Source organism: Streptomyces sp. L500 (genome assembly GCF_054551825.1).
Map to the genome: position 1 here is coordinate 77851 of NZ_JBTOLC010000001.1, position 22467 is coordinate 100317.

Below are 22467 nucleotides of genomic sequence, written 5' to 3' on the forward strand. Positions count from 1 at the left end.
ATCAACTCCTTTCCGTAAAGCCTTGCTTTGACATGCGCGCGTCGCCATCCTGACATCTGGCGACCACCCCCCGTACGTCCGCCGCCCGCAAGCTGGCCGCGCTCCAGCGGCCCGTACCCCCTCCACCACCAAGGGAGTTCCCATGCCCAGCGTCTACGCGCGTCGCTCCGCCATCGCGGCCGGCCTCGCCGCCCTGGTCGGCACGCTCGTGCTGAACGGACCGGCGGCCCAGGCCGCGCCGCCCGCCCCGGTCGACGGCGCCACCGCCCGCGCCTACCTGGGCAAGCTGACGGTCGCCTCCGAGGGGCCGATGACCGGCTACAGCCGCGCCAAGTTCCCGCACTGGATCACCCAGCACGGCGAGTGCAACACCCGCGAGGTCGTCCTCCAGCGGGACGGCCAGGACGTGGAGCAGGACGACCGCTGCGCCGCCGTCGCGGGCACCTGGGTCTCGCCGTACGACGGCGCGACCTGGGACGACGCCTCCGACATAGACATCGACCACCTCGTGCCGCTCGCGGAGGCGTGGCGCTCGGGCGCGAGCCAGTGGACCAACGCGCAGCGCCAGGCGTTCGCCAACGACCTCACCCACCCGCAGCTGGTCGCGGTGACCAACAGCGTCAACCGGGCGAAGGGCGACAAGGACCCGGCGAAGTGGATGCCGCCGCTGAAGTCCTACGCCTGTACGTACGCGCGGATGTGGGTCGACGTGAAGTACACCTACAAGCTGTCCGTCGACTCCGCGGAGAAGAACGCCCTGACGGGCATCCTCAACGGCTGCTGACGGATACATCTCGACGGGGGCGGGCGCGGTGACCTGGGTCACCGCGCCCGCCCCCGCTCGTCGCCGCCCCTATTCCCCGATCAGGGGAATGTGACATCATCCAAAACTTAATTATTGAACTTGCAAGTATTGATTAGGCCCCCCTAACCTGAAGCCCTCGTCGTTTCCCCGTCCCCGATACGACCTGATACGAGGAGCCCACCCCATGTCCCCCACGCCCACCGCCGCGTCCCCGACGGCCGGCGCGAACACCTCCGCCGCGGCCGGGTCCACGCTCTCCGCACGCCTCGACGCCGCCCGGCCGTACGCGCTGTCGCTCTTCCGCGTCGTCGTCGGCCTGCTCTTCGCCTGCCACGGTGCCGCGTCGCTCTTCGGCATCCTCGGCGGCGCCGCGGGCAGCCACGGCGGCACGATCCCGGCCGGCACCTGGCCGGGCTGGTACGCCGCGGTGATCCAGCTGGTGGCGGGCGTGCTCGTACTGCTGGGCGCCGGCACCCGCAGCGCCGCCTTCATCGCCTCCGGCTCGATGGCGTACGCGTACTTCGACGTCCACCAGAGCATGGCGCTGTGGCCGATCCAGAACGGCGGCGAGGCCTCCGCGATGTTCGCCTGGGCCTTCCTGCTGCTGGTCTTCACCGGCCCGGGCGCGCTGTCGGTGGATCGTTTCCTCGGTCGCGGCAAGCGGGGCTGAGCGAGCAGCCGAGCAGGGCTGAGCAGGCAGAACCGAGCGGGTCCGTACCGGACCGGACACATCCGGTACACATCCCGACATGTCCGTGGGGTGCGTGATGCGAACAACATCACGCACCCCGCGCTCTTTTCCCGGCCACTTCAGGCGTACGCTGTACGGTTGTCAAGGCCGCCCCTGCCGCTCCCCTGCGACGTCGCGGCGGGGGACCGTACCGGGAGATCAGGACGTGCTGGAGCAGTTGGGGGCCTTGGCCGGAACCCCGTGGATATACGTGATCGTCGGCTTGTCCGTCCTCCTGGACGTCTTCCTGCCCGTGCTGCCCAGCGGGGTGCTGGTGATCACCGCGGCGACCGCCGCGGCGGGCTCGGCCGCGGGCGCCGTGGGTGACGCCGCCGCCCATGGCCACGCGAGCTTCTCCGACATGTTCCCGCTGGTGCTGTGCGCCGCCACGGCCTCGGTGATGGGCGACATGGTCGCCTACCGCCTCGCCTGGCGCGGCGGCGACCGCTTCGACCGCGCGATCGCCCGCTCCCGCCGTCTCACCGCCGCCCAGGACAGGCTGGGCGCGGCCCTGCTGCGCGGCGGCGGCCCGCTCGTCGTGCTCGCCCGCTTCGCGCCCGCCGGCCGCTCGGTCGTCAGCCTGGGCGCGGGCGTGATGCACCGCCGGGTGGCCGAATTCCTCCCCTGGTCCGCGCTGGCGGGCCTGACCTGGGCCGCGTACAGCGTGAGCCTGGGCTACTTCGGCGGGCAGTGGCTGGGCGCGAGCTGGCTCAGCACGGCGGTGTCGGTGTTCGCGCTCTTCCTGGCGGGCTCCGGGGCGGTCTACCTCATGCGCCGCCCGGAGGAGCCGGAGGCCCAGACCTCCTAGCCACCCTGCCCCTATAGACGCACAGACGTCACGGCCCGGCTCCTTCTCGGAGCCGGGCCGTGTGCTTTCCCCTACCGCGACGACGCGACTACGCGACGACGCGACGGCGTGGGGTCAGCGGACGATCTTGTTGAGACCCTTGTCGAGCGCGCCGGCCTTCAGGCCGTTCGCCCAGAGCTGGTTGACCCGGCTGCGCTCGGTGCTGTTCGGGTACGGGTTGGTGCAGGACGGGCCGGGGCCGCCACCGGACATCAGCTCGCTGCACGGGCCGGAGTAGTGGTCCGGCAGACCGAGGACGTGGCCGGTCTCGTGCGCGGTGACGCGGGTGGAGTCGTACTGCTCGTTCTGCTGGTAGTCGAGGAAGACATAGCCACGACCATGCCCGTCGGTGCTGGCGTACGAACCGCGGGAGTCGTTGCCCTCGTAGTATCTGAAGTCGGCGTTGGAGCCGGCGCGCAGCTGGACGTTCCGGACGGAGCTGTTCCAGATCTGCGCGCTGTTGGCTATCTCCTGCGCGAAGCTCGGCGCGCTGCTCGGGTCGTAGGTGACCGTGACGACGCTCAGCTGCGGGTTGGCGGCCTGCTTGGCCTTCGCGGACTTCATCACGGCGTCGAAGAACGCCTTGTTGTCGGCCTGTTCGGCCGCCGAGCCGATGTAGGCGGACCGCGACGCGGCCGTGCTGGCCTGCGAGGAGCTGTGGTCGACCGCCACCGCCGGTCCGGCGGTCATCACGGCGGCGAGGCCGAGGCCGAGCGCGGCCGACAGCACCATCGAGGAGCGATTCATGTGGGGGACTCCATTCATGCCGAGAACCCGCTTCGGCCGTCACGAGGTGGGACGCGACGGCAGGGGTTCACCGGGTGAACTCTTGTTCCCCATGAGTCTCTGACGAGTTATCAATGGTGCGGATGATGCCAGTTGGCCATAACGCCATCCAATCGCCTATCCTCCGCCACCCTCGCCGCACCACCCCGTTCAACTGCCCCGATGCGTCCGGGATGTGTCTGGTGTGACGTACGGGGCGCGGATATGCTCCCTCTCGTGGAGCTTGAGGTCAGGCACCTCCGTGCACTTTGCGCCATCGCGGACACCGGGAGCGTACGGAAGGCCGCGGTGCAGCTCGGCATGACCCAGCCCTCGCTCACCACCCAGCTCCGCCGCATCGAGAGCACCATCGGCGGGCTGCTGTTCACCCGGGGACAGACCGGAAGTCGCCCCACGCCCCTCGGCCATTCCGTCCTCTCCCGGGCCCGGCCGATCATCGCGGAGATGTCGGCGCTCGTCACCGCCGCGCGGGAGGCCGCCTGCGGTGTCGGGGGCCTGCGGCTGCGCATCGGCAGCATCGGCAGCCGGGCGGTGACGGGCTGGCTGCGCCGGATCCACCAGCGGCTGCCGGAGACCGATACGACCATCCATATAGAGGTGTCCTCGAACACCCTCCTCCAGCTGCTCGCCACCAATCAGCTGGACGTCGCGTTCGTCCACGAGGCGGCGGGCTTCCCGCTGCACGTGCCGGCGGGGGTGGAGCGGCGGGTGCTGATCGCCGGTGAGCCGCGCTTCGTCTCGCTGTCCGCCGCGCATCCGGCGGCGTCCCGGCCGCTGGTCCGGCTCGCCGAGCTCGCCCACGACGCCTGGATCGTCGACCCGACGGCGGACGAGGAGGCCGCAGCCCTGCGCCGGGTCTTCACGGCCACCGGCCTGGACCCCCGCCTCGTCCACGTCCGCGACAACACCACGGCCGCCGACCTCGTCGCCTCCGGCGAGGCCGTACGCCCCTGCCAGCCCACTGCCGACCCGGCCCTCGGCACGGTGATCCGCCCCCTCGCCGGCGATCCGCTCACCGCCCAGCTCTCCCTGGCGTCCCGTCACGGCTCCTTACCGCTGCGCGAACTGGACGCGCTCTACGGCGACTTGATGGCCTCCTACGTGGCCGCGGCCGAGGCGAGCCCCACGTACCGCGCCTGGCTGGACCGCAGCGGCAGCCCCCTCCTGCCGTCGGTGGGCAGCCACTGAGCGGCCGCTTGCCGCCTCACCGGCCCATCCCCACCAGCACGCAGACCCCGAACCCGCTGACCACCACGGCCAGCCCCGCCACCACGACGCCCACGGCCGCTTCCTTCCGCCCGCCCCCGTCCGGCCGGACCGCGCGGACCTCGCGCACGGAAGCCACCGCACTCGCGACGGCGAGGAACGGCGCGGCGACCCAGGTGACGTAGAGGAACCAGGCGAGGAGCGCCGCGACACCCAGCACCCACGCCCTCGGCCTGTGCCACCCCCGCACATCCGCCATGCCGTGCCCTCCCCGTCCGCGCGACTTGTCGAATATCGATATGGTCCCCTAGTCTCCGGCATATCGAAAAACGATAGGGGCGGACGCGATGAACACACGACTCACCAGGACCCTGGCCTCGGTCACCCTCGCGCTGGCGGTGCTCTGCGGGCTCGCCTTCGCCGGCAAGGGGGTCACGCACATGCTCGACGACGGAGCGGTCTGCGTGGAGACGCATTTCTGGCGCAATGCCCCACTGGCGGACAGCCTGCCGACCGTCAAGGGCGTGACGGCTTCCGCCAGCACCGAGCGCCTCTGCCAGGACAGCCCCTCCGTGGGCCAGCGCGCCGCCGACCTCGGTGGCGAACTGCCCTGGCTGCTGTTCGCCGCCGTCGCGCTGCTGCTCTTCTCCCGGCTGATGGAGGCCGTCGTGCGACAGGGGCCGTTCACCGACACGGTGGCGCGACGGCTCTCCGTCCTCGGCTGGTTCGTCGCCGTGGGCACACCGCTGGCCGGGCTGGTCGTCGGCTGGTCGCAGTCCTGGCTCGTCGCGAGCATGGCGCCGATGGTGGGTTCCGGGCCGGAGGTCTCCGGCTCACTGGCAGGCGTCCTCGCCGGTCTCGCCGCGGTGATAATGGGGAAGATCATGCGCCAGGGCGTGCGAATGCGAGAGGACCTCGAAGGGACCATCTGATGCCCGAAGAGGAACTCCACTCGATCCGGATCCACCTCGACCGGATCCTCGCCGAGCGCGGCATGACGCTCACCGAGCTGTCGGCACAGGTGGGCATCACCGTCGTCAACCTGTCCGTGCTCAAGAACGGGCGGGCCAAGGCCATCCGCTTCTCGACCCTGTCGAGCATCTGCGAGGCCCTCCGCTGCCAGCCGGGAGACCTGATCACCCACGATCCCGCCGGGTAGCCGCCGTGGAGACGCCGAAGGCCCCCAGCCGTGACCGGCTGGGGGCCTTCGTACACGTGGGCACAGACGGATTTGAACCGCCGACATCCGCTTTGTAAGAGCGGCGCTCTACCGCTGAGCTATGCGCCCTGGCACGAAAGGACAGCCTACCTTGCCCCACCCTGGTCCTCGCAAACCCAAGGCATGGCCCAAGGGATAGGGGGGTTAACCCCACCCCCGATCCGGTAGAGAGCGGTATCCCGGAACCGCACGCCCCGTATCTACGATCAAGGAAGCAGTGAGCAGCACCCCGTACCGACCCCCGTACCGGCCCCCGCACCGCCCCTGGAGACAGCCCATGAATGCCCGCGTCCGCCGCGCCGTCCGCGTTTCCGTCCTCGGAGGTGGGGCCCTCGTCGCCGCGGTGAGCCTCACCGGGTGCGGGACGGCCAACGCGGAGGACGCCACGCCCGAGACGCGGACGTTCTCGATCAGTGGGAAGCAGCTCACGGTCGACTCCGACAACTCCGCGATCGAGCTCGTACCGGTGGCCAAGGACGGCAAGGACATCAAGGTCACCCGGTGGTTCGACGGGTGGACGCTGGGCGGGTCGGCCGGGGTGTCGTGGGAGATGCGGGGCGACACGCTGAAGCTGCGGCTGAAGTGCAGCGGCATCAGCGTGGGCTGCGAGGCCAAGCACCGGATCGAGGTGCCGCGCGGCGTCTCCGTGAAGGTCGACGACGCCAACGGCGAGATCAAGGCCGGCGGCTTCGAGACCCCGCTGACGCTCAAGAGCGACAACGGCCGCATCGACGTCCGCGACTCCAACGGCGCCCTGGAGCTGGAGACTTCCAACGGCGAGATCGTCGCCGAGAACGTCGGCGCGCCGAGGATCAAGGCCGGCTCCTCCAACGGGCGGATAGCGATCAGCGCGTCGAAGGCCCCCGAGAGCGTCGACGCCGAGACCGACAACGGCGGCATCCGCGTCACCCTCCCCCGCACCGGCTACAAGGTCGACGCCCGCAGCGACTCCGGCGGCGTCAAGGTCGGCGTCCCCCGCGACGACGCCTCCGGGCGCTCGGTCCGCGCGCACAGCTCCAACGGCGCCGTGGACATCCGCGCCACCGGCTGACCGGCCCGTGTGCTCGCTCCGGCCGGGTGGGAGAATGACACCCGGGCCTGGGGCGATCCATCGGGAGAGGGCAAGTGACGGCGACGTTCTCACGTACGGTGACGGCTACGGTCCGTGCGGCCCTGGCGCCCGCGCTGCTGCCCCTCCTGCTGCTCCCCGCCGCCGTGGCCCTCGCGCCCGCCGCCTTCGCCGGCGGCGGCACCCGCCGCTGGGGCTGGGGCCGCGGCGAGGGCCGCCGCGAGGAGGCGCAGGCCGCGAAGGACGCGGCGGCCGCCGCCTTCTACGAGCTGGACACCGCCCAGCGCGAGCTGCGGATCACCATCGAGACGATCACCGCCGTCGACTCCTCCCCCGCCGCCCGCAAGACGGCCGCCGACTTCGAGGAGTTCGGCCGGCGCATCGACGAGGTCTCGGCCGCCTATATCGCCACCGTCGACTCCCACGACCTCGACCGCGACGACCTGGAGTCCTCCGCCGCCTCCCGCGCCCACGGGGAGCTGACCCGCGCCAAGGACGAGCTGGTGCGGGTCAAGGGGGATCTGGAGCGGTTCGGGGAGAGCCTGGCCCCCCTGCTGACCCGGGCCGAGAGCCAACTCGCGCAGGTCGCCCCCGCCGTGGAACGGGCCCGGCAGGCGCTGCGCGCCGCGAGCGAGGCACTGGACGCCGCCCGGGCGACGGGCCTGCGCGCCGACGACCTGGCCGCCCGGCTCGCCGCGCTCGGCCCCGAGCTGACCAAGCTCAACGAGGGCGCCGGACGGCACGGCGTCCAGGGGACCGTGCAGCGCACCGAGGACGTGCGGCGCGAGGCCGAGGCCATCCGCGACGAGGCCGGACGGCTGCCGCAACGGGCCGCCGACCTCGACAAACGACTCGTCTCCCTGCGCACCCGCGCCCAGGCGCTGACCACTCGCGCGGAGACCGTCGGCCCGGTCCTCAGCGAACTCCGCCGCCGCTACAGCGCCGCCTGCTGGCAGGACCTCCAGCGGGTGCCCGACGAGGCGCGGCAGGCCGTCGCCGCCGCCGAGGCGAAGCTCGCGGACGCCCGTACCGCCCGGGACGAGCAGCGCTGGGCGGACGCCACCGCGCTCCTGGCCACCGTGCGCGCGCTGCTGGGCACCACCGACGAGGCGATCACCGCCGCCGGCGACCGGCTGCGGCGGCTGGACGAGGTGGCCCTCGACCACGGCAAGGAGGTCGAGCGCACCCGCTTCGCCCTCCGGGACGCCCAGCGCCTGGCGATGGACGGCCGCAGCACCCCCGACCCCCGGCACGCCCGCCCCCTCGACGACGCGGTGGCCCGGCTGGAACGGGCGGTCGACGGGCTGGAGGGCCGGCATCCGGACTGGTGGCACTTCCTGACCGAGACGGAGGCCGTGCGGGACACCGCCGCCCGGGTCGTCCAGGAGATCCGCGAGGAGCGGGGCCGGGGCGAGAACCGCTGACCTATGCTGCCCGCATGCCTCGTTACGAATACCGCTGCAAGGCCTGTGGCGACACCTTCGAGCTGACCCGCCCCATGGCCGAGTCCTCCGCCCCGGCGACCTGCCCCGACGGGCACACGGACACCGTCAAGCTGCTGTCCACCGTCGCCATGACCGGTTCCGCCGCCCCCTCCGCCGCCCCCCGCCCGAGCGGAGGCGGCGGATGCTGTGGGGGCGGCTGCTGCGGCTGAGCCGCGCAGGGGGTGGTCAGCCCACCCGGCGCGCCAGCGTCACACCGTCCGCGACCGTGAGCATCACCGACTCCATCCGCTTGTCCGCGAGCGCGTGCGCGTTGAACTCCCGTACCGCCGCCCCGGATCCGTCGGTCACGGTCGGGTCGACGACCGTGCCGAAGAACAGGACGTTGTCGACGATCAGCAGCCCGCCCGGGCGGAGCCGGGGCACGAGCTCCTCCCAGTAGGCGATGTAGCCGTCCTTGTTCGCGTCAAGGAAGGCGAGGTCGATGTGCGGCTCGGCGGGCATCGCGCGCAGCGAGTCCAGCGCGGGGGCGATCCGCAGGTCGATCCGGTCGGCGACCCCGGCCTCGGCCCACGCCGTACGGGCGTGGGCCGTCCACTCCTCCGAGATGTCCAGGGTGATCAGCCTGCCGTCGGCGGGCAGCGCCCGGGCCATCGCGAGGGCCGACAGCCCGGTGAACGTGCCGACCTCCACGACGTGCCGGGCGCCCGTGAGCCGGACGAGGAAGGCCAGCAGCGCCGCCTGCTCCCCGGGCACCTGCTTGACCGCGTTGTCGGGGAACAGCGCGTGGGTGGACTCGACCAGGCGCTGCTGGACGGGGTCGAGCGGCGGATTGTTGGCCAGGACGTACGCGTAGAGCTCAGCGCTGAGCGGAGGGTTCTTGGTCTCGGACACGCGATCTCCTCGTCATCTACTCGTCGACGACTACGGGTTGGAGACTAGCGCCCGCGCCCTCCCAGGAACGCCCGGACGATCTCCTCGCCGGCCGCGACCCCCCGGGTCTCCAGCGCGGTGACGTGCGGGGCCGTCCAGCCCACGTCGGACAGCTCGCCGTGGCCCGGCCGCCAGGCGCGGTCGGCGGCCAGCAGCAGATCGGCGTCCAGCAGCGAGTCCCCGGCGGCGAGCACCTCGGCCGCCCCGGTGCGCCGGGCCACCTCCGCGACGGCCGCGCTCTTGGTGAGCGGCTTCGGCACGGCGTAGACCTTGCGGCCCTGGAGCGAGACCGTCCAGCCCCGCTCACCGGCCCAGTCCGTCAGCTCCTGGAGCCAGCCGGCGGGCAGCAGCGCCCGGTCGACGACGAGGTAGGAGAAGAGGTCCGCCGCCGTACGCGCCTTGAGCAGCCACGCCGGGTCGGCGACGCGCAGCAGGTGCGCGTGGACCTCGGCGAGCGTGGCGCACTCGGCGGCCAGCGCGCGCTCCACGCGGGCCCGCCAGCCGGCGTCGGGCTCGCCCGCCACGAGCAGCTCGCCGCCGTTGGCGCAGATCGCGAACTCCGGCGCGGGGCCGGGCAGCCGGATCCGTTCGTACTGTTCGCGGGTGCGGGTGGTGGTGGGGACGAACGTGACGGTACGGGCCAGCTCGGCGAGGAGCCCGGCGGCCGTCTCCGTCATATAGGACAGCGGTCTGCTCTCGTACGTCTCCACGCACAGCAGGCGCGGGGCCTCGGCGTCCGGCATGGACAGGCTCAGCGCGGACGTGGAGTAGATCAGGGTGCGGTCGAGGTCGCTGGCGACGAGGAGGGTCATCGGGCGGCCACCGTCCGGCCGTCGGCGCCGGTGGCGCAGCGGGTGTAGCGGGGGTGGATCAGGCCGACGCAGCTGTACGGCAGGCCGTCCACCTCCTCGACGGGCACGCCGCGCTGTTCGGCCAGGAGCCGTACGTGGTCCAGGTCGGCGCCCGCGCCGCGGGCGGCGAGGACCTTCCAGGGCACGCGGCGCAGCAGGACGCGTGTGGTCTCGCCGACGCCGGGCTTGACGAGGTTGACGTCGTGGATGCCGTACTCCTCGCTGATCCGCTCGACGGCCGCCCAGCCGGCCCAGGTGGGGGTGCGGTCGGCCGCCGCGAGCTCCTTGGCGGCGCGGGTCACGTCGTCGCGGAGGCCGGGGTCGGCGAAGCGCGCGGCGACGGTGTCGACGAAGGCCCGGGAGACGTCGGCGCCGGCGAGTTCGCGGTAGAACTTCGCGCCGTGGTAGTCGCCCGGCCCGACGAGGTCGTCGCGCAGGACGGTGCGGGATATCAGGCCGGACACGGTGGAGTTGAGGCAGGCGGAGGGGATGAGGAAGTCGTCGCGGGTGCCGTAGGTGGTCACGCAGTGACCGGGGTCGGCGAGGACGGCGAGGCGCGGGTCGAAGCCCGGGAAGTCCTGGAGGGTCGCGGCGAGTTCACGGGTGATGGCGCCCTTGCCGGTCCAGCCGTCGACGAAGACGACGTCGGCCGGGTCGTGGTGCTCGGCCAGCCAGCGCAGGGCGTTGGGGTCGATGCCCTTGCCGCGCACGATGGAGACGGCGTAGTGGGGGACGTCCAGGCCGTGGGCGTGCCGGGCCCAGCGGCGCATCAGCACGCCGACGGGGGTGCCGGCGCGGGCCAGCGACACCAGGACGGGGCGCGGCGAGCGTTCGGCCAGCACGGTCTCGGTGACTGTGCCGACGGCGAGCGCGATCCGCCGCGCGGAGGCGTCGAGGGCGGAGTGGTAGAGGGCCTGGTAGTGCTCGCTGGGCTGGTACTCGACGGGCAGCGACTCGGCGTAGTGCGCGCCTCCGCTCTGGATCGCCTCCTCCCGCTCCTCGGTGGGCGCCTCCAGCCGCACGGCGGACAGGTCCCGCAGGAGCCAGCCGACGTCCTCGGGCTCGTACGAGGAGAACGCGGGGCCCCGGAGGGGGTCGGGCAGCGGCATGGGGGGAACCTGTCGTCGGGGCACGTAGGAGGGGATCACGGCGAGCAGTACGTGCCGGGTGTGGCCGGCGAGGCGGTCCAGGAGGCCGCCGGGGGCGTGGAGGGCGGGGGTGTCGGCGGTCGAGTCGACGACGGCGACGACCGCGTCGAAGCCGGCGCCCGCCACGTTGTACGCGTAGCGGTCGCCGGGGCCGTCGGTGGGGGTGTCGTGGGCGGGGAAGGCGATGCGGGAGCGGATCGCGTAGCCGGGGTCGTCGACGGGGAGGACGGGTGAGCGGGTGGTGGTCGAGAACCGGACCTCTTCGAAGGCGGGTTCCAGCGCCTGCGCGAGGCGCAGGGGGGCGTACATCAGTTCCTCGGTACCGAGGACGAGGACGCGGCGCGCTCCCTGCGGGAGGGCTTCACCGATGCGGGCCGCCATGCCCGGCAGCGCCGCTTCCAGGCGCGCCCGGTGGGCGGGGGTGAAGCCGTGCCGGCCGCCGTCGGGCAGGCCGACGGGCCAGCGCGGATCGACGCGGGTCGGCACCGCCGGGGTCCGGGGCGGAGCCCCGGTTTCGGGAAGGGGCGGGATCGGGGCATCTCCCTCCGCCGCGGCGACGAGCTCCCGCCCCCGCTCCAGCACCCCCTCCGGCAGGGACACCGTGCCCTGAGCGAGAGCGACGAGCTCCACCCGCGCGCCCAGCTCGCGCGCGAACTCGTCCAGGCGGGCCCGGTCGGCGGCCGACCTCATGTCGACCAGCGCCACCACCACGTACCGCTCGCGCGGGAACCGCGCGTGCAACGCGGCGATGGTGTTGAGGACCGTGCGGCCCGTCGAGAACTCGTCGTCGACGAGGACGAGCGGGCCGTCGCCCGTGAAGAACGCCGGGTCCTCCGGCAGCAGCAGATGCGACGTGGCGTGGCTGTGCTCCTCCTCGAAGCCGCCCACCGAGGCGACGCCGGGCACGGCGCGCCGCGTCGAGTGGAGGTAGGGGGCGAGGCCGAGGCCGTCGGCGACCGCGTGGCCGAGGCCCGTGGCCGTCTCGGCGTAGCCGAGGACGACGGCCCGGGCCGCGTCCGCGTCGCCCAGCAGCACGCGGACCCGGCGGCCGAGGCCGGCCCCCGCCTCGTACACCGCCGCCGGGGAGGCGGGGACGTGCTTGCCCAGCACGTTGGAGACCAGCAGGTGCGCCCGCTTGGGGTTGCGCCGCAAGGCCAGGCCCAACAGCTCCGGCAGCCGGGGGTCGCCTTCGAGCCCCACACCCAGCCGGTCCGCGACCCACTGTCCCGACCAGATCACAGCTTCGTCCATGCCTTTCACGTCGTTCACGTCGTTCATCCGCTCTGCAGCCCCGCCGCCAGCAGCTCCACGAAGCTGACGTCCTCCCGTGCGACGCCGAACACCTCGGCGCGCAGCATGGTCCGCTCGGCCCAGGCCCGGTGCGGTTTCACTTCGTTCATCTTGTTCGTGTAGGCGGAGCGCAGGACGCCGCCGCCGTCGCGGTCGGGCCGCAGGATGTCGCGCGCGTCGCTGTACTCCTCGTGGCTGACGACGGAGAGCGCGTGGACGGGGGCCACGTGCGAGGGGTGGATGCAGGTCTTGCCCTGGAGGCCGTTGGCGCGGTCGAGCTGGATCTCGCGCAGGAGGCCGTCCATGTCGTGCTGGATGAGGGCCGTGCGCAGCGCCTCGGCGGGGCCGGCGAAGGGGCTGCGGCGCAGCTGGGGCTTGAACATCCGCTCGGGCTGCGGGAAGTACTCCCAGACCGGGCCGGTGACGGTGAAGCCGCTGCCGTCGGCGCGGCCGAGGACGTTGACGACGTCGGCTATGACGGAGGCGACGAGCTGGACGTCGTAGGCGGTCATGTCGGGGGCGCGGCGCAGCCCGTAGGCGGAGCAGAAGTCGGTGACGCCCAGCCGCAGGGCGAGGACGCGGTCGCGGTACTTCTCGACGGTTCTGGCGATGCCCGTCAGCGTCTCGGTGCGGCTCTCCAGGTGGAGCAGGTCGGGGGATTCGAGGACGGGCATGGCGAAGAGCCGTCGTCCGGAGGCGGCTTCGGCGGCGGTCAGCTCCTCCAGGAACGGAAGGCCGCGGTCCTCGGTGAACTTCGGCAGTACGAATCCGGACACCAGCCGGCCCGCCGGGCCGAGGCGGCGGACGAGATCGCCTATCTGGGCGGGCTCGCGGACGCGGACGAACAGCAGGGGGAGGTCCTCCTCGGCCCCCGCGAGGTCGGTGAGCTGCCGGACGAGGTTCTCCTCGGCGCCGACGACGTCCGCGTCGTCGATGGAGTCCTCCAGGCAGAGGACCATGGAGACCACTCCGCGCCGCGCCTGTTTGCGTACGTCGAGGGCGAGGGAGGGCCGGGTGGCGGGGCAGTAGAGGGTGGCCCCGAGGGCGACGGAGAGCGTACGGGCGGGAGAACCGGCGGTGAACTCGCCCGGCTCCCTATGGAACAGTCCACTCCGCACCGCGGGCGACAGGTATCCGAAATGCCTCATTGTTCTCCCCGAATGCCACGGCGTGGGCCCCTTCCCGCCGGTCGAACGGCACGGAAGCGTGGCCGATTATGGTACGTCCGGGGACGGGTCAAGAGTTCCCCAAGTCCAGGAAAAGCCCATGACCTGCACAGTTCCTTCAGGTAAACGCTTCGGGGCGCGGCAGCGGCGCGGGGCGGGGCGCGACTCCCCGCTCGGCGACCCCTGCGTTGTCCCGGAGCGGCACGGGAAGGCAGGATTGCGGACATGACGCACGCCATGCTGAAGGGGTCGAACATCCCGCTGGACGCCCCCACCGTGCGGGCCGTGCTGCGCTGGACACCCGGCCCGGGCATCCCGGACGTGGACGCCTCCGCCCTGCTGCTGGGGGAGGCGGGCCGGGTGCGCTCGGACGAGGACTTCGTCTTCTACAACCAGCCGCGCCACCCCTCGGGCCTGGTCCGCCATCTGCCCAAGAAGCGGCTGGTGGAGGGCGCGACGGACTCGGTCGAGGCGGATCTGACGGCGCTCGACGCGTCCGTGGCGCGCGTGGTGGTGGCCGCCTCCGCCGACGGCGGGCCCTTCGGGCTCGTCCGGGACCTGTGCGTGCTGCTCTACGACACCGCGCGGAGCGGCGCGGGCTCCACCGACGCGGAGCCCATCGCCCGCTTCGACGTCACGCCGGAGACGGGCGACGAGACGGCGATGCTCTGCGGCGAGCTCTACCGGCGCGGGGACGGCTGGAAGTTCCGCGCGCTCGGACAGGGCTACGCCTCGGGGCTGGTGGGGCTGGCGACGGAGTTCGGCATCTCGGTGGACGAGCCGGAGGAGGACGGCGCCCCGGCGGCGTCCGGCACGGGCCCCACCGCCACGACCGGTGCCACGACCGGTGCCACGACCGGCGAGGGCGCCCGGCCCGCACCGGTGGCAGCGGCACCCGCCTCCCCGGCGTCCTCCTCCGGCGGCTACGCCTATCCCCCGCCGCCCGCCGACCCGCCCGCCATCCCGGCGCCCGCACCCGCGCCCGCGTACGGATATCCGCAGCAGCAGCACCAGTCGCAGCAGTCGCCCCAGCCGTCCTACGGCTACCCGCCGCACCAGCCCGTGCCCGATCCGGCCTTCCGGCTGCCCCCGCAGGGGCCGCAGTTCCTCCCCGGCCGGTGACGAGCACGAGCACGGGCACGGGCCCTGGCGATCAGGCGGCGCTCACACCTTGCTCTTGTACCCCCGGCCCCACTGGAGGCCCCACCCGTACAGCCGGTCGAGCTCGGACTGGAAGCCGTAGACGTACTTCATCTCGCGCCGCACGAGGATCTCGCCCTTGACGTTCTCGATCAGCACCACCGCGCACGACCGGGCCTCCGGGGCCCGCTCGTGGAGCGAGACCTCCAGCCGGGGGCCGTTGCCCGGGTAGAGGGTCACCATCGCGTGGGTACGGTCGAACGCGGGTGTGCCGTCATAGATGTAGACGAAGACCAGCAGGCGTTTGAACTGGTCGCGGTGGTCCATGTTGATGTAGATCGTCTCGCCCGACCCCGACCCGAAGCGGTCGTCGCCGCTGAGCTGAATATACGGCGGGGCGTTGATGCTGCCCAGTATGTTGCCGAGCGGCTGGACTACGCCCTTCGACCCGTCCTGGAGCTCGTACATACAGGCGAGGTCGAGGTCGACGTTGACCATCGCCTGGCCCTGGGCCTGGACCACCTCGGGGGTGAACTTGCGCAGCGGGTTGCGCAGCGAGGAGCCGAGGGTGGGGCGGCGGTCGTCGAAGTCCGAGGTCCGCATCCGCCAGGACAGGTTGACCCGCAGGTTGCCGCTGATGGCACCCTGTTTGGTCAGCGAAAACGTGGGATGGCGCTTGGTCAGCTCGACCGCGCCGTTGGTGCCGCTCGCATCGAACTGGCGTGTGGCGGCATAGCCCCAGTTGCCGAAGAACTTCTCCCTGATCATTGCCTTGCACCCCCACTTTGAGCACACATGCCACGGGGCGGCCCGAGGATGATCCTCGAGACCGCCCCGGTGAGAGCGTTCCTCAAATGTGCCGCTGTCACACCCCGGAGGAGACCTCGGCCTTTGAACCGGCGCCGTCGCCCTCGGCCGCCTCCCGGCGGTTGCGGACCACGGAGGACAGGAACGACAGGCCGATCAGGACCACGCCGACCAGACCGGTGATGACGTCGTTGATCTCGTGCTTGATGGTGATCAGCAGGATCACGGCCAGGGCGCCGATGGCGTAGTGGGCGCCGTGCTCCAGGTACACGTAGTCGTCCAGGGTGCCCTTGCGGACGAGGAAGACCGTGAGCGAACGGATGTACATCGCGCCGATGCCCAGACCCAGCGCCATCATGAAGATGTCGTTGGTGATGGCGAAGGCGCCGATGACACCGTCGAAGGAGAAGGAGGCGTCGATGACCTCGAGGTAGAGGAACATGAAGAAGGCGGCCTTGCCGGCCAGCCCGACGACCGACGGGCCCTGCTTCGCGGGCACGGCGTCCTGGACCCCGTCCTCGTCCTCCTCGTCCTGCTCCAGGCGGTCCTCGAAGAAGCCCGAGATGCCGCCGACGATCAGATAGGTCACCAGGCCGCCGATGCCGGCCAGGAGCACCGTGGACGCCTTGTCGACCGTGCCCTCGCCGCCGTGCACGGGGACGGAGGTGGCGACGGTGGTCGCGGCGATCAGCAGCACGACGAGGGCCACGACGGTGGAGAGGGTCTCCAGCTTGCCCAGCCGGGCCAGCGGCCTCTCCAGCCACGCCAGCCACTTGATGTCCCGGTCCTCGAAGATGAAGTCCAGGAAGATCATCAGCAGGAACATCCCGCCGAAGGCGGCGATGGCCGGGTGGGCACCGGTGACCAGCTGTTCATAGCGGTCGTGGTCCTGGATGGCGACCTTGACCGCTTCGATCGGGCCGAGTTTGGCGGTGATCGCGACGATCACGACCGGGAAGACGAGCCTCATGCCGAAGACGGCGATGAGGATGCCCACGGTCAGGAAGATCCGCTGCCAGAACGGATTCATCTTCCGGAGGATTCCGGCGTTGATCACCGCGTTGTCGAACGAGAGCGAGATCTCCAGGACGGAGAGGATCGCGACGACCGCCAGCCCCTGCCATCCCCAGAGAACGCCTGCCAAGGCCAGTCCGACCGCCGTGATGGCGAACGACCAACCAAAGGTTTTCAGGAGCACTGGCCACCCAATCCTTCGTTGTCCGGGTCTCTCCGCGCGGACGCGGCTTTACGAAACGTTGACCCCGAAGTCTAGGGCGATACCCCGAAGGCCCGACGCGTACCCCTGCCCCACGGCCCGGAACTTCCATTCGCCGCCGTAGCGGTAGACCTCGCCGAAGATCATCGCGGTCTCGCCGGCGGCGTCCTCGCTGAGGTCGTAGCGCGCCAGTTCGGAGCCGTCGGCCTGGTTGACGACCCGGATGTAGGCGTTGCTGACCTGTCCGAAGCTCTGACCGCGCACATCGGCCTCGTGGATGGAGACCGGGAAGACGATCTTGTCGCAGGTGACCGGCACCTTGGTGAGGTCGACGAGGATGGACTCGTCGTCGCCCTCGCCCTCACCGGTGAGATTGTCACCCGTGTGTTCGACGGAGCCGTCGGGGCTCTTGAGGTTGTTGTAGAAGACGAAGTACTCGTCGCCCAGCACCCGGCCCGCGGAGCACAGCAGCGCGCTCGCGTCCAGGTCGAAGGGGGCCCCCGTGGTGGAGCGCGCGTCCCAGCCGAGGCCGATGGTGACGTTGGTGAGATTCGGCGCGGCCTTGGAGAGGGAGACATTGCCTCCCTTGGCGAGCGTGACACCCATGGTCTTTTCCTCCCCGAGTTGTGGTGCTGCCCGGCGGCGGCCCGTTGCTCGCCGGCCGGAGGAGTGCCGCCGGTGCGCGTCCGGCGCCGCACCCCCGGGAAAGTCGGGGCTGCGGCGCCGGACGGGCGGCTCGGACGCGAAGACGTCAGACGTTGACGCCGAAGTCCTGGGCGATGCCGCGCAGACCCGAGGCGTAGCCCTGGCCGATGGCCCGGAACTTCCACTCGGCGCCGTTGCGGTAGAGCTCGCCGAAGACCATGGCGGTCTCGGTCGAGGCGTCCTCGCTGAGGTCGTAGCGGGCCAGCTCGGTGTTGTCGGCCTGGTTCACCACGCGGATGTAGGCGTTGCGCACCTGGCCGAAGCTCTGCTGGCGGGTCTCGGCATCGTAGATGGAGACCGGGAAGACGATCTTGTGAACATCCGCGGGGACGCCGGCCAGGTTGACCTTGATGACCTCGTCGTCGCCCTCGCCCTCACCGGTGAGGTTGTCACCCGTGTGTTCGACGGAGCCGTCGGGGCTCTTGAGGTTGTTGAAGAAGACGAAGTTCTGGTCGTTGGCGACCTTGCCCTGCTCGTTGGTGAGCAGCGCGCTGGCGTCCAGGTCGAAGTCCGTGCCGGTGGTGGTCCGGGCGTCCCAGCCGAGACCGACGACGACGGCCGTCAGGTTCGGGGCCGCCTTGGTCAGGGAGACGTTGCCGCCCTTGCTGAGACTGACTCCCACGAGTCCTCCATTGGTTCGGGGGGCCAGGCGTTTCCCGCGCCCCCGGTTGTTCGATGGCACCCGATCAACGGTTTGATCCTAGTGACCGGTTCCCACCGTAAACAGGCTCTTGCGCTTCAGACGCCCGGGACACCTGTAGGGGTTGCCCCGGGCGGCTCGGAAACATGCTCGAACGGCGGTGTCAGAGCGCGGCGAGGGCCTTGGTGTACTCGTTCAGGTCACGCGCGTCGGGCAGGCCGTTGACGATCGTCCAGCGGACGACGCCCTCCTTGTCGATGATGAAGGTGCCGCGCAGCGCGCAGCCCTTCTCCTCGTCGAAGACGCCGTAGGCGCGGCTGGTCTCGCCGTGCGGCCAGAAGTCGGAGAGCAGCGGGTACTCCAGGCCCTCCTGCTCGGCGAAGACGCGCAGGCTGAAGGGGGCGTCGTTGGAGACGGCCAGCAGCTGCACGTCGTCGTTGGCGAAGGTGGGCAGGTTGTCGCGCAGGGCGCACAGCTCGCCGGTGCACACGCCGGTGAAGGCGAAGGGGTAGAAGAGCAGCACGACGTTCTTCTCACCGCGGAAGTCGGAGAGCCGGACGGTCTCGCCGTGCTGGTTCTTGAGCGCGAAGTCGGGCGCCTTGTCGCCTGCGGCGATAGCCATGGGGGTAACACCTCTCTGGTGACGGAGCCTGTCGGCGGGCCCAGTCTTTCACTGCCCGCCCGGCCGTCTTGAGCCGGGTGCGCCGGGTGGGCCGGGTGTTCCGCCGCGCGCGAAACGCGCGAGCCCCCGGCGACGGGTGTCGCCGGGGGCTCGCGGATGTCCGGACGCCGGTCCGCTCGGGCTAGCGGCGGCCGCCGCTGGTCTTCGCGGCCTTCGGGGTGGCCAGACGGCTGCCGTTCCAGTCCTTGCCCACGCTGATGGACTTGGTCTGGGTGAGGCCGGCGGTGCGCGCGGCCTCGTTGATGTCGCTCGGCTCGATGTAGCCGTCACGGCCGGTCTTGGGGGTCAGGAGGCAGATCATGCCGTCCTCCTCCAGGTAGCCGATGGCATCCACCAGCGCGTCTGTGAGGTCGCCGTCCTCGTCGCGGAACCACAGCAGGACGGCATCGGCGACGTCGTCATAATCCTCGTCGACGAGCTCCGTGCCGGTGTGCTCCTCGATGGCCTCACGGAGTTCCTGATCGGTGTCCTCGTCGTAACCGATCTCCTGGACCACCTGTCCGGGCTGGAAACCCAGCCTCACGGCCAGGGTCCGCTCCTCCGCGTGGTCCGCGGTCGCGCTCACGGATTGCCTCCTGTCATGTTTCGAGAAATTGTCTTGTGTTCCTCGCGTACGCGAGGCATTGGGCGTAGTCCACACGTGCCGGACCGATCGCGCAAGTACCCGGCCGCCAGGCCCGCCGAAACGTTGACGGACGCGGACGTCTCATGGCAACTCCAACCATGAGGCAACAAGCGCGAGTGATTCACACCACAGCGTTCTGCCGGGTTTGCGAAGTTACTCCTTGCGATGACCGGGGTCGAGCCCGAACGGCCGTACGCGAGCGACTCCCATCGGGGGCGTATGGTTGCGATTTGGCCGCCCAGGGCGACCAACCTTCGACGATTCGTCTCGTATGTGGTGGTTACTGCCCAGTAGAGATGACGTTTCCGCCGCCGAGGTCCACGATGGGAGCCGGCGCGACATATAAGCAAAGACAGTGTTGACCCCGTGCGCAGCATCCCGCGCGCAGAGCGCGACACGACCGAACAGCGAAGGAACAGCGTGGCTTCCGGATCCGATCGCAACCCGATCATCATTGGCGGTCTTCCCAGCCAGGTCCCGGACTTCGATCCCGAAGAGACCCAGGAATGGCTCGACTCGCTCGACGCTGCCGTCGACGAGCGGGGCCGGGAACGTGCCCGCTACCTCATGCTTCGTCTGATCGAGCGGGCACGTGAGAAGCGCGTCGCCGTGCCCGAGATGCGCAGCACGGACTACGTCAACACCATCGCGACCAAGGACGAGCCGTTCTTCCCCGGCAACGAGGAGATCGAGCGCAAGGTCCTCAACGCGACCCGCTGGAACGCGGCCGTCATGGTCTCCCGCGCCCAGCGCCCGGGCATCGGCGTCGGCGGCCACATCGCCACCTTCGCCTCCTCCGCCTCGCTCTACGACGTGGGCTTCAACCACTTCTTCCGCGGCAAGGACGGCGGTGACGGCGGCGACCAGATCTTCTTCCAGGGCCACGCCTCCCCCGGTGTCTACGCCCGCGCCTTCCTGCTGGACCGACTGACCGAGCAGCAGCTCGACGCGTTCCGCCAGGAGAAGTCGAAGGCCCCCTACGGCCTGTCGTCGTACCCCCACCCGCGTCTGATGCCGGACTTCTGGGAGTTCCCGACCGTCTCGATGGGCCTCGGCCCCCTCGGCGCGATCTACCAGGCCCGCATGAACCGCTACATGGAGGCGCGCGGCATCGCCGACACCTCCAAGTCCCACGTTTGGGCGTTCCTGGGCGACGGCGAGATGGACGAGCCCGAGTCGCTCGGCCAGCTGTCCCTGGCCGCCCGTGAGGGCCTGGACAACCTGACCTTCGTCGTCAACTGCAACCTGCAGCGCCTCGACGGCCCGGTCCGCGGCAACGGCAAGATCATGCAGGAGCTGGAGTCGCAGTTCCGCGGCGCCGGCTGGAACGTGATCAAGCTGGTGTGGGACCGCTCCTGGGACCCGCTGCTCGCGCAGGACCGCGACGGCATCCTGGTCAACAAGCTCAACAGCACCCCCGACGGCCAGTTCCAGACGTACGCCACCGAGACCGGCGCGTACATCCGCGAGCACTTCTTCGGCGACGACCAGCGTCTCCGCAAGATGGTCGAGGGCATGAGCGACGACCAGATCCTCCACCTGGGCCGTGGCGGTCACGACCACAAGAAGATCTTCGCGGCCTACGCGGCGGCCAAGGCCCACAAGGGCCAGCCGACCGTGATCCTCGCGCAGACGGTCAAGGGCTGGACGCTCGGCCCGAACTTCGAGGGCCGCAACGCGACCCACCAGATGAAGAAGCTCACGGTCGAGGACCTCAAGCGCTTCCGTGACCGTCTCCACATCCCGATCTCCGACAAGGAGCTGGAGTCCGGCCTGCCGCCGTACTACCACCCGGGCAAGGACTCGGAAGAGATCCAGTACATGCACGACCGCCGCAAGGCGCTCGGCGGGTACGTGCCCACCCGTGTCGACCGCTCCAAGCCGCTCGTCCTGCCGGGCGACAAGGCCTACGCGCCGACGAAGAAGGGCTCCGGCCAGCAGTCGATCGCCACCACCATGGCCTTCGTCCGCCTGCTCAAGGACCTCATGCGGGACAAGGAGATCGGCAAGCGCTTCGTGCCGATCGCCCCCGACGAGTACCGCACCTTCGGCATGGACTCGCTGTTCCCCTCGGCGAAGATCTACAACCCGCTGGGCCAGCAGTACGAGGCCGTGGACCGCGAGCTGCTCCTCGCGTACAAGGAGTCCCCGACCGGTCAGATGCTGCACGACGGCATCTCCGAGGCGGGCTGCACCGCGTCGCTGATCGCCGCCGGTTCCGCCTACGCCACCCACGGCGAGCCGCTGATCCCGATCTACGTCTTCTACTCGATGTTCGGGTTCCAGCGCACGGGCGACCAGTTCTGGCAGATGGCCGACCAGCTGGCCCGCGGCTTCGTCCTCGGCGCCACCGCCGGTCGCACCACCCTGACCGGTGAGGGCCTCCAGCACGCCGACGGCCACTCGCACCTGCTGGCCTCGACCAACCCGGCCGTCGTCGCGTACGACCCGGCGTTCGGCTTCGAGATCGCGCACATCGTCCAGGACGGTCTGCGCCGGATGTACGGCGAGAACGCGGAAGACATCTTCTACTACCTCACCGTCTACAACGAGCCGATCCAGCACCCGGCCGAGCCGGAGAACGTGGACGCCGAGGGCATCCTCAAGGGTCTGTACCGCTTCAAGCAGGGCGAGGCGGGCGCCATCCCGGCGCAGATCATGGCCTCCGGTGTGGCCGTGCCGTGGGCGATCGAGGCCCAGCGCATCCTCGCCGAGGAGTGGAACGTCAAGGCGGACGTCTGGTCGGCGACCTCCTGGAACGAGCTGCGCCGCGACGCCATCGAGGTGGAGGAGCACAACCTGCTCCACCCGGAGGAGGACCAGCGCGTCCCGTACGTGACGAGCAAGCTCGCCGGCGTCGAGGGCCCGAAGGTGGCCGTGTCCGACTGGATGCGCGCCGTCCCGGACCAGATCGCGCGCTGGGTCCCCGGCACGTACACCTCGCTGGGCGCCGACGGCTTCGGCTTCGCGGACACCCGTGGCGCGGCCCGTCGCTTCTTCCACATCGACGCGCAGTCGATCGTCCTGGCGGTGCTCACCGAGCTCGCCAAGGAGGGCAAGATCGACCGCTCTGCCCTGAAGCAGGCCATCGACCGCTACGAGCTCCTGGACGTGGCCGCGGCCGACCCGGGCGCGGCCGGTGGCGACGCGTAGTCGCTCG

23 protein-coding genes and 1 tRNA gene are annotated in these 22467 nt (G+C 70.9%); 11 read left to right on the forward strand and 13 right to left on the reverse strand.

Annotated features, from left to right (window positions below; translation table 11 throughout):
* Positions 1-142: 142 nt before the first annotated feature.
* The 3 genes from ACX9I7_RS00355 to ACX9I7_RS00365 all read left to right on the forward strand — a co-directional run bounded on the left by ACX9I7_RS00355 (position 143) and on the right by ACX9I7_RS00365 (position 2343).
* Positions 143-784 (forward strand): HNH endonuclease family protein, encoded by a 642-nt coding sequence (locus ACX9I7_RS00355; protein WP_358634692.1) that lies wholly within the window; start codon positions 143-145, stop codon positions 782-784.
* A 205-nt stretch (positions 785-989) separates the two neighbouring features.
* Complete coding sequence (locus tag ACX9I7_RS00360) at positions 990-1475, forward strand: DoxX family protein (protein WP_387576116.1); 486 nt, start codon at positions 990-992, stop codon at positions 1473-1475.
* Between the two features lie 226 nt (positions 1476-1701).
* On the forward strand, positions 1702-2343 hold the full coding sequence (locus ACX9I7_RS00365) for a DedA family protein (RefSeq protein WP_189451942.1): 642 nt from the start codon (positions 1702-1704) through the stop codon (positions 2341-2343).
* A 114-nt stretch (positions 2344-2457) separates the two neighbouring features.
* On the opposite strand, the gene snpA is transcribed toward ACX9I7_RS00365, so the two are convergent.
* A complete protein-coding gene (snpA, locus tag ACX9I7_RS00370; protein WP_387576114.1) occupies positions 2458-3129 on the reverse strand; it encodes a snapalysin in 672 nt (223 codons plus the stop codon).
* 243 nt (positions 3130-3372) lie between these two features.
* Between snpA and ACX9I7_RS00375 the strand changes: the two genes are divergently transcribed.
* Positions 3373-4356, forward strand: a complete 984-nt coding sequence (locus tag ACX9I7_RS00375) for a LysR family transcriptional regulator (protein WP_459386108.1) — start codon at positions 3373-3375, stop codon at positions 4354-4356.
* 16 nt (positions 4357-4372) lie between these two features.
* On the opposite strand, the gene ACX9I7_RS00380 is transcribed toward ACX9I7_RS00375, so the two are convergent.
* Complete coding sequence (locus tag ACX9I7_RS00380) at positions 4373-4633, reverse strand: hypothetical protein (protein WP_459386109.1); 261 nt, start codon at positions 4631-4633, stop codon at positions 4373-4375.
* A gap of 88 nt (positions 4634-4721) precedes the next feature.
* Here ACX9I7_RS00380 and ACX9I7_RS00385 point away from each other — a divergent pair, with 88 nt between their 5' ends.
* Together ACX9I7_RS00385 and ACX9I7_RS00390 are read left to right on the forward strand one after the other, a co-directional pair.
* Positions 4722-5306 carry a DUF2975 domain-containing protein gene (locus ACX9I7_RS00385; protein WP_387576108.1) on the forward strand — a complete coding sequence of 195 codons (585 nt, stop codon included), beginning with the start codon at positions 4722-4724 and terminating at the stop codon, positions 5304-5306.
* Positions 5306-5533: a helix-turn-helix domain-containing protein gene (locus tag ACX9I7_RS00390; protein ID WP_459386110.1), complete on the forward strand. Its 228-nt coding sequence runs from the start codon at positions 5306-5308 to the stop codon at positions 5531-5533. Before ACX9I7_RS00385 ends, ACX9I7_RS00390 begins: the two co-directional genes overlap by 1 nt.
* A gap of 57 nt (positions 5534-5590) precedes the next feature.
* Here ACX9I7_RS00390 and ACX9I7_RS00395 read toward each other — a convergent pair.
* A tRNA-Val gene (locus tag ACX9I7_RS00395) sits at positions 5591-5662 on the reverse strand.
* Between the two features lie 208 nt (positions 5663-5870).
* Here ACX9I7_RS00395 and ACX9I7_RS00400 point away from each other — a divergent pair.
* The 3 genes from ACX9I7_RS00400 to ACX9I7_RS00410 all read left to right on the forward strand — a co-directional run bounded on the left by ACX9I7_RS00400 (position 5871) and on the right by ACX9I7_RS00410 (position 8316).
* Complete coding sequence (locus ACX9I7_RS00400; RefSeq protein ID WP_459386111.1) at positions 5871-6644, forward strand: DUF4097 family beta strand repeat-containing protein; 774 nt, start codon at positions 5871-5873, stop codon at positions 6642-6644.
* Positions 6645-6718: 74 nt separating this feature from the next.
* Positions 6719-8086, forward strand: coding sequence for a hypothetical protein (locus tag ACX9I7_RS00405; protein WP_459386112.1), 1368 nt, complete (start codon positions 6719-6721; stop codon positions 8084-8086).
* Between the two features lie 14 nt (positions 8087-8100).
* The gene (locus ACX9I7_RS00410; RefSeq protein WP_392757713.1) at positions 8101-8316 is read left to right on the forward strand and encodes an FmdB family zinc ribbon protein; all 216 of its coding nucleotides are present in this window, start codon (positions 8101-8103) and stop codon (positions 8314-8316) included.
* 16 nt (positions 8317-8332) lie between these two features.
* Here ACX9I7_RS00410 and ACX9I7_RS00415 read toward each other — a convergent pair whose 3' ends face one another.
* The 4 genes from ACX9I7_RS00415 to ACX9I7_RS00430 are packed head-to-tail and all read right to left on the reverse strand — an operon-like array spanning position 8333 to position 13474.
* The gene (locus tag ACX9I7_RS00415; RefSeq protein ID WP_387576100.1) at positions 8333-8998 is read right to left on the reverse strand and encodes an O-methyltransferase; all 666 of its coding nucleotides are present in this window, start codon (positions 8996-8998) and stop codon (positions 8333-8335) included.
* Positions 8999-9042: 44 nt separating this feature from the next.
* Complete coding sequence (locus tag ACX9I7_RS00420) at positions 9043-9849, reverse strand: HAD family hydrolase (protein WP_358630807.1); 807 nt, start codon at positions 9847-9849, stop codon at positions 9043-9045.
* Positions 9846-12314 (reverse strand): phosphoribosyltransferase, encoded by a 2469-nt coding sequence (locus ACX9I7_RS00425; RefSeq protein ID WP_459386113.1) that lies wholly within the window; start codon positions 12312-12314, stop codon positions 9846-9848. Before ACX9I7_RS00425 ends, ACX9I7_RS00420 begins: the two co-directional genes overlap by 4 nt.
* Positions 12311-13474: an HpcH/HpaI aldolase/citrate lyase family protein gene (locus ACX9I7_RS00430; RefSeq protein ID WP_392757702.1), complete on the reverse strand. Its 1164-nt coding sequence runs from the start codon at positions 13472-13474 to the stop codon at positions 12311-12313. The genes ACX9I7_RS00425 and ACX9I7_RS00430 overlap by 4 nt, the downstream gene beginning before the upstream one ends.
* Positions 13475-13717: 243 nt before the next feature.
* On the opposite strand from ACX9I7_RS00430, the gene ACX9I7_RS00435 reads away from it, so the two are divergent.
* Complete coding sequence (locus ACX9I7_RS00435) at positions 13718-14614, forward strand: TerD family protein (protein ID WP_459386114.1); 897 nt, start codon at positions 13718-13720, stop codon at positions 14612-14614.
* Between the two features lie 42 nt (positions 14615-14656).
* On the opposite strand, the gene ACX9I7_RS00440 is transcribed toward ACX9I7_RS00435, so the two are convergent.
* The 6 genes from ACX9I7_RS00440 to ACX9I7_RS00465 form a co-directional block, all read right to left on the reverse strand.
* A complete protein-coding gene (locus ACX9I7_RS00440) occupies positions 14657-15400 on the reverse strand; it encodes a TerD family protein (RefSeq protein ID WP_387576092.1) in 744 nt (247 codons plus the stop codon).
* A gap of 97 nt (positions 15401-15497) precedes the next feature.
* The gene (locus ACX9I7_RS00445; protein ID WP_459386115.1) at positions 15498-16637 is read right to left on the reverse strand and encodes a DUF475 domain-containing protein; all 1140 of its coding nucleotides are present in this window, start codon (positions 16635-16637) and stop codon (positions 15498-15500) included.
* Positions 16638-16685: 48 nt separating this feature from the next.
* Entirely contained in the window at positions 16686-17261 is a 576-nt protein-coding gene (locus tag ACX9I7_RS00450) for a TerD family protein (RefSeq protein ID WP_189452058.1), read from the reverse strand.
* A gap of 145 nt (positions 17262-17406) precedes the next feature.
* The gene (locus ACX9I7_RS00455) at positions 17407-17982 is read right to left on the reverse strand and encodes a TerD family protein (protein ID WP_387576088.1); all 576 of its coding nucleotides are present in this window, start codon (positions 17980-17982) and stop codon (positions 17407-17409) included.
* A 181-nt stretch (positions 17983-18163) separates the two neighbouring features.
* Complete coding sequence (locus ACX9I7_RS00460) at positions 18164-18622, reverse strand: peroxiredoxin (RefSeq protein WP_189452060.1); 459 nt, start codon at positions 18620-18622, stop codon at positions 18164-18166.
* 181 nt (positions 18623-18803) lie between these two features.
* The gene (locus ACX9I7_RS00465) at positions 18804-19247 is read right to left on the reverse strand and encodes a DUF3052 domain-containing protein (RefSeq protein ID WP_387576086.1); all 444 of its coding nucleotides are present in this window, start codon (positions 19245-19247) and stop codon (positions 18804-18806) included.
* A 480-nt stretch (positions 19248-19727) separates the two neighbouring features.
* Here ACX9I7_RS00465 and aceE point away from each other — a divergent pair, with 480 nt between their 5' ends.
* Positions 19728-22460 carry a pyruvate dehydrogenase (acetyl-transferring), homodimeric type gene (aceE, locus tag ACX9I7_RS00470; protein ID WP_387576084.1) on the forward strand — a complete coding sequence of 911 codons (2733 nt, stop codon included), beginning with the start codon at positions 19728-19730 and terminating at the stop codon, positions 22458-22460.
* Positions 22461-22467 lie beyond the last annotated feature (7 nt).